Origin of the sequence: Streptomyces sp. NRRL F-5755 (assembly GCF_001279365.1) — a bacterium.
Classification (GTDB): domain Bacteria; phylum Actinomycetota; class Actinomycetes; order Streptomycetales; family Streptomycetaceae; genus Streptomyces; species Streptomyces rimosus.
The window spans coordinates 1-11,862 of record NZ_LGCW01000057.1 but is presented as its reverse complement, the minus strand read 5'-3'; the positions used below and the strand labels follow the sequence as shown (position 1 = coordinate 11,862).

Sequence of the window (11,862 nt, the reverse complement as noted above, 5' to 3'; positions counted from 1 at the left end):
CACACCGGCACAAAAAGTGCAGGTGGCGGCTGGGGGGCGGGTCTTTACGGGACTCTGATACGGGTGGGGGTGTACGGGGGCAGCGGTCCTACCCGGCGTCCCGGGCCGGCGCGCGGCGCAGGTTCAGTCCGGTCCTCGGGCGGGCCGTTCTGCCGTCGCTCGGTTGCCGGCCGAGTGGCGCGGCGATCTCCAGCGCACCCAGCGGCCCGATACCCCGACAGCGGTGGGCCCGCAGGCGGGCGGAGTCGCTCTCCGGTTTCTGTCCGTCGAGCACCTTCTCGATGCGGGCACGGGCGACCCCGGGATCTCCCTCCTCCGCCGACAAGAGCGCGAACACGGCAAGCCACATCGCCACATGGACCGGACAGAGCGGTACATGACAAAAAGGCCCGGGTGGTGCCACGCCCCGGTCGGCAGCGGCGATCCGGCCATGCGGCACTGGCCCTCCCCCACCCGTTCCAGGATCATGCCCCCATGACCGACGCACACCTCGCCCACACCGCCGAACTCGACGCCCGTACCCGCGTCGCAGCCAAAACGCTTCTCCACGAGGTCTTCGAAGGCGACATGACCGAAGAGGACTGGGACCACGCGCTGGGCGGTGTGCATGCCCTGGTGTGGGAGGGCGATGAGCTGATCGGGCACGCCTCCGTCGTGCAGCGTCAGATGGTGCATGCCGGGCGGCCCCTGCGGTGCGGTTACGTGGAGGGGGTCGGCGTCCGCGCGGACCGGCGGGGGCGGGGGCATGGGGCTGCCATGATGACGGCGCTGGAGCGGGTCGTACGCGACGCCTACGACCTGGGCGCCCTCAGCGCGTCCGACGGGGCCGCCGACTTCTACGCGGCGCGGGGCTGGCAGCTGTGGCGGGGCGCTTCGTACACCCTGGGCCCGAGCGGGCCGGAGCGTACCGAGGAGGAGGACGGCGGGATCCATGTGCTGCCGGGGGCTGTGCCGCTGGATCTGACGGGTGACTTGGCCTGTGACTGGCGGAGTGGGGACGTCTGGTAGCGCGTACGGGAACGGGCGGGGGCCGGGGGTGGTCCCCCCCCGCCCCGCCGTGAAGCGTCCGCCTACTTGGCCAGTTCCCGCAGCCCCATGTTGAGCTTCAGGACATTGACCCTGGGCTCCCCCATGAAGCCCAGGACGCGGCCCTCGGTCGTGTCCTCCACCAGGCGCTCGACCTTCGCTCGGTCCAGGTGGTTCTCCTTGGCGACACGGTTGACCTGGAGTTTCGCGTACGCCGGGGAGATGTCCGGGTCGAGGCCGGAGCCGGAGGAGGTGACGGCGTCGGCGGGGACCTGGGACTGGGGGACGCCGTAGGTGTCGGCGACCCACTGCTTGCGTTCCTTGACGGCGGCGATCAGGTCGGTGTTGGTGGCGCCCTGGTTGGTGGCGCCGGAGACCTGGAGGTCGTACTGGGTGTTGACGTCGTTGGTCTTGTTGCTGCCGAGTCCCGCGGACGGGCGGGGCTGGAAGTAGCGCAGGTCCGGGATGGGGTTGCCCTTGCTGTCCTTGCCCTTGTCGTAGCGCTGGCCGAGGAGTTCGGAGCCGACGACCTTGCCGTTCTGTGTCACCTCGGAGCCGTTGGCCTTGCCGTTGAAGGCGGCCTGGGCGATGCCGGTGACGACGAGCGGATAGATCACGCCGCAGACCACGGTCAGGACGAGCAGGGCGCGCAGCCCGGCGCCGAAGAGGCGGGCACTGTTGCGTACCGCGTTGTTCATGGGGAATCACCCGATCCCGGGGATCAGCGAGATGAGCAGGTCGATGAGTTTGATGCCGATGAACGGGGCGATCAGGCCGCCCAGTCCGTAGATGCCGAGGTTGCGGCGGAGCATCCGGTCCGCGCTCACCGGGCGGTAGCGCACGCCCTTGAGGGCCAGCGGGACCAGCGCCACGATGATCAGCGCGTTGAAGATGATCGCGGACAGGATCGCGGACTGCGAGCTGTGCAGCCGCATGATGTTGAGCGTGTCCAGGCCCGGGTAGGCCACCGCGAACATCGCCGGGATGATCGCGAAGTACTTCGCGACGTCGTTGGCGATCGAGAAGGTGGTCAGGGCGCCCCGGGTGATCAGGAGCTGTTTGCCGATCTCGACGATCTCGATGAGCTTGGTCGGGTTGGAGTCCAGGTCCACCATGTTCCCGGCCTCCTTGGCGGCCGAGGTGCCGGTGTTCATGGCCACGCCGACGTCCGCCTGGGCCAGGGCCGGCGCGTCGTTGGTGCCGTCGCCGGTCATGGCGACCAGCTTGCCGCCCGCCTGTTCGCGCTTGATCAGGGCCATCTTGTCCTCGGGCGTGGCCTCCGCGAGGAAGTCGTCCACGCCCGCCTCGTCGGCGATGGCCTTGGCCGTCAGCGGGTTGTCGCCCGTGATCATGACGGTCTTGATGCCCATCTTGCGCAGCTCGACGAAGCGTTCGCGCATGCCGTCCTTGACGACGTCCTTGAGGTGGATGACGCCCAGGACGCGGGCGCCCCGCTCGTCCTCCAGGGCGACCAGCAGCGGCGTGCCGCCGGCCTCGGAGATGCCGTTGGCCAGCCGGTCGGCGTCGTCGGGGACGGTGCCGCCGCTCTCGCGCACCCAGGCGATGACGGAGCCGGACGCGCCCTTGCGGACCCGGCGTACGGTGCCGTGCTCGGTCACGTCCACGCCCGACATGCGGGTCTGGGCGGTGAAGGGCACCCACGTCGCGTCGACCAGTTCGCCCTGGTGGCGCTCGCGCAGCCCGTACTTCTCCTTGGCCAGGACGACGATCGAGCGGCCCTCGGGCGTCTCGTCGGCGAGCGAGGACAGCTGGGCCGCGTCCGCGACCTCGGCCTCCGTGACGCCCTTGACCGGCACGAACTCGGCGGCCTGGCGGTTGCCGAGGGTGATGGTGCCGGTCTTGTCGAGCAGCAGCGTCGAGACGTCGCCGGCGGCCTCGACCGCGCGTCCGGACATCGCCAGGACGTTGCGCTGGACCAGCCGGTCCATGCCCGCGATACCGATGGCCGACAGCAGCGCGCCGATCGTCGTGGGGATCAGGCAGACCAGCAGCGCCAGCAGCACGATCATGGGCTGTTCGGCGCCCGCGTAGACCGCGAACGGCTGGAGCGTGACGACGGCCAGCAGGAAGACGACGGTGAGCGAGGCGAGCAGGATGTTCAGCGCGATCTCGTTCGGCGTCTTCTGCCGGGCGGCGCCCTCGACCAGGTTGATCATCCGGTCGATGAAGGTCTCGCCGGGCTTGGTGGTGATCTTGATGACGATACGGTCGGAGAGCACCTTCGTACCGCCGGTGACCGCGGACCGGTCCCCGCCGGACTCGCGGATGACCGGCGCCGACTCGCCCGTGATGGCCGACTCGTCGACCGACGCGACGCCCTCGACGACATCGCCGTCACCGGGGATGATGTCGCCCGCCTCGCAGACGACGAGGTCGCCGACGCGCAGCTCGGTGCCGGGCACCTGCTCCTCGGTGCCGCCGTTCAGACGGCGGGCCACGGTGTCCGTCTTGGCCTTGCGCAGCGTGTCCGCCTGCGCCTTGCCGCGGCCCTCGGCCACCGCCTCCGCCAGGTTGGCGAAGATCACCGTGAGCCAGAGCCAGAGGGCGATGGCCCAGCCGAACCAGTCCCCCGGCGACATCAGCGCGAAGACCGTGGTCAGCACCGAGCCGACCTCGACCACGAACATCACCGGGGACTTGACCATCACCCGGGGATTCAGCTTGCGCATCGCGTCCGGCAGCGACTTGACCAGCTGCTTGGGGTCGAAGAGCCCCCCGCCGACACGGCCGTCGCCGTCCGGCTGGTGCCCGGCGGGCACGTCCTGGTGGGGCGCGCGGGTCGGTGTTGCGGTGGACATGGAGCGGCGCTCCTCTTGCTGTGCGTCGTTTACGTCGGTGGTCACGACAGCCCCTCCGCGATCGGGCCGAGCGCCAGCGCCGGGAAGTACGTCAGACCGGTGATGATCAGGATCGTGCCGACCAGCAGCCCCGCGAAGAGCGGCTTCTCGGTACGGAGCGTGCCGGCGGTCTCCGGGACCGGCTTCTGCCCGGCGAGCGAGCCGGCCAGCGCCAGGACGAACACCATCGGCAGGAAGCGGCCGAGCAGCATCGCCAGCCCGATCGTGGTGTTGTACCAGGGGGTGTTGGCGTTCAGGCCGCCGAAGGCCGAGCCGTTGTTGTTGGCGCCCGAGGTGAAGGCGTACAGCACCTCGGAGAAGCCGTGCGGTCCGGCGCCCAGCGCCTTGGTGTTGAGGATCGAGCCGAGCGCGTCCGGCAGCACCATCGAGGCGGCGGTGAAGCCGAGGACCAGCGTCGGGGTGATGAGGATGTAGCAGGCCGCGAGCTTGATCTCGCGGGTGCCGATCTTCTTGCCCAGGTACTCGGGGGTACGGCCCACCATCAGGCCCGCGATGAACACCGCGATGACGGCCATCACGAGCATGCCGTACAGGCCGGAGCCGACGCCGCCGGGCGCGATCTCGCCGAGCATCATGCCCAGCAGCTGGATGCCGCCGCCGAAGGCGGTGAAGGAGTCGTGGAAGGAGTCCACGGCGCCGGTCGAGGTGAGGGTGGTGGCCACCGAGAAGATCGACGAGCCGCCGATCCCGAAGCGCGTCTCCTTGCCCTCCAGCGCGCCGCCGGCCGCCTGGAGCGCCGGGCCGCCGTGCGCGAACTCGGTCCACATCATCAGGGCGGTGAAGCCGAGCCAGATGACGCCCATCGTGGCCAGGACCGCGTAGCCCTGCCGTACGTTGCCGACCAGCTTGCCGAAGGTACGGGTCAGCGAGAACGGGATGACCAGGATGAGGAAGACCTCGAAGAGGTTGGTGAACCCGTTGGGGTTCTCGAAGGGGTGGGCCGAGTTGGCGTTGAAGTAGCCGCCTCCGTTGGTGCCCAGCTCCTTGATGACCTCCTGCGAGGCGACCGCGCCGCCGTTGGTCTGCTGGGTGCCGCCCATGAACTGCCCGACCTCGTGGATGCCGGAGAAGTTCTGGATGGCGCCGCACGCGACGAGGACGAGCGCACCGATCACGGCGATCGGTATCAGCACCCGCACGGTGCCGCGTACCAGGTCGGCCCAGAAGTTGCCGAGGTCCCCGGTACGGGTGCGGGAGAAGCCGCGTACGAGGGCGATCGCGACGGCCATACCGGTCGCGGCCGAGACGAAGTTCTGCACCGCCAGACCGGCCGTCTGCACGACGTGGCCCATGGCCTGTTCGCCGCTGTACGACTGCCAGTTGGTGTTGGCCACAAAGGACGCGGCGGTGTTGAACGCCTGGTCCGGGCTGATCGAGGCGAAGCCGAACGACAGCGGCAGGCTGCCCTGCAAACGCTGGAGCAGATAGAGGAAGAGCACGCCGGCCAGGGAGAACGCGAGGACGCCGCGCAGGTACGCGGGCCAGCGCATCTCGGTGTCCGGGTTGGCGCCGATGCAGCGGTAGATGATCTTTTCGACGCGCAGGTGCTTGCGGGAGCTGTACGTGGCGGCCATGTAGTCGCCGAGGGGGCGGTACGCCAGGGCGAGCGCGGCCACGAGCGCGATGAGCTGGAGCACGCCGGCCAGGATGGGGCTCATAGGGACGCTCAGAACCTCTCCGGGAAGACGAGGGCGAGGACCAGGTAGCCGAGCAGGGCGACGGCGACGATCAGACCGACGACATTCTCGATGGTCACAGCTTCGTCACCCCCTTGGCGACGAGCGCCACCAGCGCGAAGACCGCGAGCGTGGCGACGACGAAGGCCAGGTCGGCCATCGTGTGCTCCTAGTGGGATCGGTGGATCTGACCCCTAGAGCAAACTACTAACTCGACCATTTCCGACCGCCGTTGACGCCTCCCTTACGGCCATTAGCGCCGCATTGACGATTCTCATACGCTTCCTGCTCTGACCTGCACAAACGCGGATGGGTCGCACTCCTTGGAAGGGAGTGCGACCCACCGGAGCGCTTGATTCCAGCCGTGGGAGGGGGGTGCGGGCCGGTTCCTCAACCGAAGGCGGAGCGCATCAGAGCCCTCCGCTCCGCCGGCGCCTCCGCACGCACGAAGCCGCCCGACTCTTCGCGCTCTATGCAGTCGATGCCGTAGCGGTGGAGCAGCAGAAGGTCGTCGTGCGCGACGGGGGCCGGGAAGAGGCCGCTCAGCCGGTCGGGGCGCCGGGGGCTGTGCGGGGCGTAGTCCAGCAGCTGGGCGAGAGCCTGCCGCACGTACTGGTGCGACGTGGCGCTCTTGGCCTCCATGACCTCGGTGCCCTCGTCGTCCGAGAGGTACAGATCGCTGACGCCGGACGGGCAGAAGAGACGGCCGGCGCCCTTCCGGCCCGTGGAGGCGAGATGGTCCTTGTAGGCGGCGACCAGCCGGGCTTCCTTCCGGGGCGACCACGATCAGCCGTCCGGTGCGCTCGTACGCCGTTCCGAACGTCCGGTTCTGCTCGGCCGCGGCCGTCCGTACGGCGGCCCGGCTCGCGGAGTCCGGCCGCCGCGCGGGCTCCGCGGCCCCGACCTGCTCGGCGCTTGAGGTGATCATGAGTTCTTCGAGGACCGGACGCGCCCGGTCCTCGGAAAAGACCATCTGCCCCGGGAACACGTGCGTCGGCTTGTAGCCGAGGGCGGCGTTCAGGTCGTGGTACGGGATGTCGGTGTCCGTCAGATCGAGCAGGGTGTAGACGGTGTGCCAACTCGGGGCGCTCTCGTCCGGGGGCGGCCACAGCAGATCGGCCAGCTCCCGGTTCCGGAAGATCACGCCGATCTCCCCCACCGCGCGGACCCGGTTGCCGCCGGTGAACAGGACGACGTCGTCCGGGGCGACATCGCGCATCTTCTTGTCGTGGCTCGGCACGGCTCCCCAGAACCGGGCCCGGCCCTCGGGATGGGCCGCCAGCAGCCGGCGGCGCTGCTCACTCGTCAGCGTGCGGGCGTAACGGCTGTCCACGAAGGGCACCGGCTGCTCGACGGTGTCCGTCCCCGGGAACCAGGAGGAAGCCGGCGCCGCCCGAGCCCGCCCGGCCCCACGCGAGGCGTCGTGCCCGGCCCTCGCATGCCCCCTCCACAACAGCACTCGTTCCCGGAGCCGTTGGGCCCCGGGAACGATGTCGTGCGGCGCGTCCGCCGCGGTGGCGTCAGCGGATCTCCGTGATCTCCGGACCCCGTTCCAGACGCTCCACGCCGCCGCCGAAGCGGGAGGTTTCGGCGGATTCCTGCTGGACGCCGTCGGGGACCATCTGGGCGTCGTCGGGGAGCTTGAGGACGATGGGGTCGCGGGGGGCCATGGGGGCCTCGCCGCGGACGACCACGGTGTCCCGGAAGATGTGCTCCAGGATGCCGGCGGCCTCGGGCTGGACCGCGCCCTGGCCGGAGATGACACCGCGCAGGAACCAGCGGGGGCCGTCCACGCCGACGAAGCGCACGACCTGGACGCCGTTGGTGCCGTCCGGGAGCTGGACCGGGACCTGGGCGCGCAGTTCCCAGCCGAGCGGGCCCTCGACCTCGTCGATGACGCCGCCCTGCTGGGTGATGCCCGCGCCGATCTCCTCGCGGACCTCGCCCCAGATGCCCTCCTTCTTGGGGGCGGCGAACGCCTGGAGCTGTACGGCGCTGTCCTGGAGGACCACGGTCGCGGCGACGATCGCGTCGCCCGCGACCTCCACGCGCAGCTCCATGCCTTCCACGCCGGGCACGAACAGGCCGCCCAGGTCGACCCGCCCCTCGGCGGGGTCCGAGACCTCGGAGAGGTCCCAGGGGCCGTCGGGCCGCGGGGCGGGCGGCAGGTTCACACGCCGCTCCTCCTCGGCGGTCCCGGCTGCCTCGTCCACGGAGTCCGGGGCCGTCGCGTCGGCTTCCGCCGCGCGGGCCGGCTCTGCGGGAGCCTCGTTCTTCTTGCGACGTCCGAACACGTCACTGTCCTTCCCGGTCGGCACCGACCGATGCGTATCCATTCCCACCCGTGGAGCCGTCCACCGCCGCATGACCGCCGGTGGAACCGAATCCCCCCTCGGCCCGCGCCGAGCCGGGAAGTTCCGCCACCTCGTGGAAGCGCACCTTCTCGACCTGCTGGACGACCAGTTGGGCGATCCGGTCGAATCTCTCGAACCGCACGCTCTCGCGCGGGTCCAGATTGACCACGATCACCTTGATTTCCCCACGGTACCCGGCATCCACCGTCCCGGGGGCATTCACGAGCGCCACTCCGCAGCGGGCGGCCAGGCCCGAGCGGGGGTGCACGAACGCCGCGTACCCGTCGGGCAGCGCGATCGAGACCCCGGTCGGCAGCACCGTCCGCTCCCCCGGGGCGAGTTCCGCCGCCTCGGTGGTCACCAGGTCGGCGCCGGCGTCACCGGGGTGGCCGTAGGCGGGCAGCGGAACGTCCGGGTCCAGACGCCGGATCAGCACATCCACCGGGTTGCGTACCTGACTCACGGGTTCACCTCAAAAGCACGAGCTCGCCTGACCTGGTCCGGATCGGCCATCGCGGCCTGGATCTCGGCCGGCCGTCCGTTGTCGATGAAGTGGTCGATCTTCACCTCGATGAACACCGCGTCCGCGCGTACCGCGACCGGTCCTTCGGGTCCGCCGATGCGGCCCACCGCCGTCGAGTAGATCTTCCGGCCGTGGACGGCGGTTATCTCCGCGTCCAGGTGCAGGACCGTACCGACCGGTACGGGCCGTCGGAAGTCGGTCTCCAGGCGGCCGGTCACCGCGATCACCCGCAGCAGCCAGTTCAGCGCGCCCAGCGTCTCGTCCAGGGCGGTGGCCAGCACGCCGCCGTGCGCCAGGCCCGGCGCGCCCTGATGGGCCTCCTTGACCGTGAACTCGGCGGTCACCCGCACGCCCTCCTCGGCGCGGGCCTGCAGCTGCAGGCCGTGGGCCTGCGCCGCGCCGCAGCCGAAGCAGTGGTCGTAGTGCGCGCCGAGGAGTTCCCCGGGCGCGGGGGCGTCGGGGTGCCGCACCGGGGCGACGGCGTCGGCCGGTGGCGTCAGCCGCGTCGGGGCCTTGTCGGTTCCACTCACGAGTGCAGACCCTACCCGCGCGGCCAACCGGCCCGCGCCGCCGTGCCAAGCTGGAGTCATGCAGTCGTACGAAGAACGCCTCACCGCGCCCCGCTCCTGGTGGGTGATCGCCGGCCTGATCGGCGTGGCCTGCGCCCTGATGCTGCTCCCGCTGGGGACGCTGCCCATGCTCGGTGGTCTGATCGGCGGCGCGGCGCTGGCCGCGGTGGCGGTCAGCTCGTACGGCTCGGTGCGCATCCGCGTGGTGGGCGACGCGCTGATCGCGGGCGACGCCCGGATCCCGGTCTCGGCGCTGGGCGAGGCGCGGATACTGGATCCGGAGGAGGCGGTGGCCTGGCGTACGCACAAGGCCGACACCCGCGCCTTCATGCTGCTGCGCAGCTACGTACGGACCGCGGTACGGGTCGAGATCACCGACCCGGAGGACCCCACTCCGTACGCCTACCTCTCGACCCGCGAGCCGGAGCGCCTGGTGGCCGCGCTGGCGGCCGTACGGGCCTGAACCGTCCCCGGACAAGGCGGCGGGCCGGCCGGGGCGTCACGGTGCGCACAGCGGCCTTTTCGGGGGTTGTGGGGAAAGGCGCCCCAGGGTGACGGGAGAGGCGTCGCGAAGCGGCCCCCGGTGAGCGGCCGGGACGGTCCTCAGCGGGCGGCGCGCGGTGGCAGGGCCGTCGTCGCGGGCTCCGGCAGGGCGTCCCACGGCACCTGCTTCGTGCGCAGGTCCGCGCGGACCTTGTCCGCGAGCTTCTTCGTGTCCCGCCGGTTCATGAACGCGCCGACCGCGGCGCCGACCATGAACGGGGTGAGGTTCGGCAGATTGCGCAGCGTGCGCTTCATGATCTGCTGGCGCAGTTCGCGCTTCATCTGACCGCCGAGCGCCGCGTTGACCGTCGTGGGTTTCGTGACGTCGATGCCGCGCTCCTCCGTCCACGCCGCCAGGTAGGCGGTGCTGCGCTGAGCGAGGCTGCCGGGCGGACGCAGGCCGTAGACCTCGTGGAGCTCGGCGATGAGCTTGATCTCCACGGAGGCCACGCCGACGATCTCGGCGGCCAGCTCGGCCGGCATGGCGGGCGGCACCGGCAGCATCGCCGCCGCGCCCACCCCCGCACCGACGGTGGCGGTGCCCCTGGTGGCTCCGAGGACGAGCTTGTCGGCCAGTTCCTCGGGGGTCAGGCCGGGGAACTGGCGGCGCAGCGTCGCCAGGTCGCGGACCGGGATCCGCGGGGCGTTGTCGATGATGCGCTCGGCGACCGCCGTCAGGCCCTTGCGGGCGCCCGCGCGGCCCCTTCCGGCGCCGCGGCCCACAGCCGCCGCGAGCGAGGCCGCACGGCCTCGCTCCTCCACTGCACCGGTCGTCCGCTCCGCGGGGAGGGCGGTCGGGTCGGCGGGCACGGGCGCGGTTTCGTCACGTGAGCGTGCGCCGGCCGCCGGGCCTTTATCGCCCTTGCGTCCCTTGCGGAACGGGTTCACGCCTGCCACGGCGTAGTCCGGTCCTCAGGCCGCGCAGTCGCGGCAGATCGGCTGGCCGTTCTTGTCCTCCGCGGCCAGCTGGCTGCGGTGGTGGACCAGGAAGCAGCTCATGCACGTGAACTCGTCCTGCTGCTTGGGCAGCACCCGGACGGCGAGTTCCTCGTTGGAGAGGTCGGCGCCGGGCAGTTCCAGGCCCTCGGCCTGCTCGAACTCGTCGACGTCGACGGCCGAGGCAGACTTGTCGTTCCGCCGCGACTTCAGTTCTTCGATGCTGTCCTCGTTGAGGTCGTCATCTGTCTTGCGTGGGGTGTCGTAATCCGTAGCCATGTCGCTCTCCCCCTCTGGGTGTCTGCGGTGTCTCCAGCGCACGTAACGCGTGAGAGGCCGGACTTGTGCCCGACCTGAGGCGGAGATTTTGCCTCACATCAAGGTCTGTTACTCAATCGACACCCAACCGCACCCCTGAAGAGGTGATCGGTTTGGATGGCGATCAGGACCGTACACGGTCCGAATGTCGCACCTCGCGCACGCCATCACGTGTACTTCCCGTGATCAAGGGCCTGGGAAACCCGGATTTTCCCGGCCTTCCGCCGACCGCGCCGATCACGGAGAGTGGATGGCTCGAACCCCGCGCCTGTGAGGGATCACACACGAACGGGCCGTCGGGCGGACCGTAGGAATTCAGCGCAAAGCGAACTCGGCGAAGGATCCATGGCCGCCCACCGTCCCGTCAAGCCGGGGTAGCCGCTGTGCGGAGGGCGACCAAGGGTGCCAAGAGACCGGGTCCCGGGTCAAAACGGACAGTCCGGACCGGGGTGCCGGGGCCACGGCACCCCGCCGTCACGGCGGCTCCCCAGCGCCTCTCACACGGGCAGGACGACGCGCATCTCCAGGCCGCCGCCCTCGCGGGGCGTCGCCGTGATGGTGCCGTCGTGGGCGCGCACCACGGACCGCACGATGGACAGGCCCAGACCGACGCCCTTGTCGCTGCCGGTGCGCTCCGTACGGAGGCGGCGGAAGGGCTCGAAGAGGTTCTCCACCTCGTACGCCGGGACCGCCGGGCCGGTATTGGAGACGACCAGCACCGCACAGCCCTGCTGCGGCTCCGTGGTGACCTCCACCCAGCCGTCATCGGGCCTGTTGTAGCGGACCGCGTTCTGTACGAGGTTGAGCGCGATGCGCTCCAGGAGGACGCCATTGCCCTGGACGAACGCCTGCTGGCGCACGCCGCGGATCTCCACGCCCTTGGCCTGGGCCTCGGCGCGGGCCTGGTCGAGGGCCTGGGAGGCGACCTCGGCCAGATCGACCGGCTTCTTGTCCACGATCTTGTTCTCGCTGCGGGCGAGCAGCAGCAGGCCCTCGACCAGCTGCTCGCTGCGCTCGTTGGTCGCCAGCAGCGTCTTG

General features: G+C 70.6%; 13 protein-coding genes. 2 read left to right on the top strand and 11 right to left on the bottom strand.

Annotation, left to right across the window (positions count from 1 at the left end):
• Positions 1 to 474 precede the first annotated feature (474 nt).
• The gene (locus ADK86_RS08855) at positions 475 to 1,008 is read left to right on the top strand and encodes a GNAT family N-acetyltransferase (RefSeq protein ID WP_053696106.1); all 534 of its coding nucleotides are present in this window, start codon (positions 475 to 477) and stop codon (positions 1,006 to 1,008) included.
• Positions 1,009 to 1,070: 62 nt separating this feature from the next.
• Here ADK86_RS08855 and kdpC read toward each other — a convergent pair whose 3' ends face one another.
• The 8 genes from kdpC to ADK86_RS08820 all read right to left on the bottom strand — a co-directional run bounded on the left by kdpC (position 1,071) and on the right by ADK86_RS08820 (position 8,988).
• The gene (kdpC, locus tag ADK86_RS08850; protein ID WP_053696105.1) at positions 1,071 to 1,724 is read right to left on the bottom strand and encodes a potassium-transporting ATPase subunit KdpC; all 654 of its coding nucleotides are present in this window, start codon (positions 1,722 to 1,724) and stop codon (positions 1,071 to 1,073) included.
• A gap of 6 nt (positions 1,725 to 1,730) precedes the next feature.
• Complete coding sequence (gene kdpB, locus ADK86_RS08845) at positions 1,731 to 3,845, bottom strand: potassium-transporting ATPase subunit KdpB (RefSeq protein ID WP_107088441.1); 2,115 nt, start codon at positions 3,843 to 3,845, stop codon at positions 1,731 to 1,733.
• Between the two features lie 41 nt (positions 3,846 to 3,886).
• Complete coding sequence (gene kdpA / locus ADK86_RS08840) at positions 3,887 to 5,563, bottom strand: potassium-transporting ATPase subunit KdpA (protein ID WP_030602904.1); 1,677 nt, start codon at positions 5,561 to 5,563, stop codon at positions 3,887 to 3,889.
• Positions 5,564 to 5,571: 8 nt separating this feature from the next.
• Positions 5,572 to 5,661, bottom strand: coding sequence for a K(+)-transporting ATPase subunit F (gene kdpF / locus ADK86_RS40095; RefSeq protein WP_003982525.1), 90 nt, complete (start codon positions 5,659 to 5,661; stop codon positions 5,572 to 5,574).
• Between the two features lie 310 nt (positions 5,662 to 5,971).
• The gene (locus ADK86_RS08835; RefSeq protein ID WP_053696103.1) at positions 5,972 to 6,223 is read right to left on the bottom strand and encodes a hypothetical protein; all 252 of its coding nucleotides are present in this window, start codon (positions 6,221 to 6,223) and stop codon (positions 5,972 to 5,974) included.
• An 878-nt stretch (positions 6,224 to 7,101) separates the two neighbouring features.
• Positions 7,102 to 7,917, bottom strand: coding sequence for a DUF3710 domain-containing protein (locus tag ADK86_RS08830; protein ID WP_420718830.1), 816 nt, complete (start codon positions 7,915 to 7,917; stop codon positions 7,102 to 7,104).
• Positions 7,877 to 8,398 carry a dUTP diphosphatase gene (gene dut, locus ADK86_RS08825; protein ID WP_053696101.1) on the bottom strand — a complete coding sequence of 174 codons (522 nt, stop codon included), beginning with the start codon at positions 8,396 to 8,398 and terminating at the stop codon, positions 7,877 to 7,879. The genes ADK86_RS08830 and dut overlap by 41 nt, the downstream gene beginning before the upstream one ends.
• The gene (locus ADK86_RS08820) at positions 8,395 to 8,988 is read right to left on the bottom strand and encodes a PaaI family thioesterase (protein WP_003982528.1); all 594 of its coding nucleotides are present in this window, start codon (positions 8,986 to 8,988) and stop codon (positions 8,395 to 8,397) included. Before ADK86_RS08820 ends, dut begins: the two co-directional genes overlap by 4 nt.
• Positions 8,989 to 9,046: 58 nt before the next feature.
• Between ADK86_RS08820 and ADK86_RS08815 the strand changes: the two genes are divergently transcribed.
• Positions 9,047 to 9,490: a DUF3093 domain-containing protein gene (locus tag ADK86_RS08815; protein WP_053696100.1), complete on the top strand. Its 444-nt coding sequence runs from the start codon at positions 9,047 to 9,049 to the stop codon at positions 9,488 to 9,490.
• Between the two features lie 140 nt (positions 9,491 to 9,630).
• Here the strand turns inward: ADK86_RS08815 and ADK86_RS08810 are convergent, their stop codons facing one another.
• From ADK86_RS08810 to ADK86_RS08800, 3 genes are all read right to left on the bottom strand, one after another.
• Positions 9,631 to 10,467 (bottom strand): hypothetical protein, encoded by an 837-nt coding sequence (locus ADK86_RS08810; protein ID WP_078951949.1) that lies wholly within the window; start codon positions 10,465 to 10,467, stop codon positions 9,631 to 9,633.
• Between the two features lie 15 nt (positions 10,468 to 10,482).
• Complete coding sequence (locus ADK86_RS08805; protein ID WP_003982531.1) at positions 10,483 to 10,785, bottom strand: DUF4193 domain-containing protein; 303 nt, start codon at positions 10,783 to 10,785, stop codon at positions 10,483 to 10,485.
• A 536-nt stretch (positions 10,786 to 11,321) separates the two neighbouring features.
• On the bottom strand, positions 11,322 to 11,862 hold a 541-nt coding region (locus ADK86_RS08800), incomplete at its 5' end, for a sensor histidine kinase (RefSeq protein WP_199834374.1).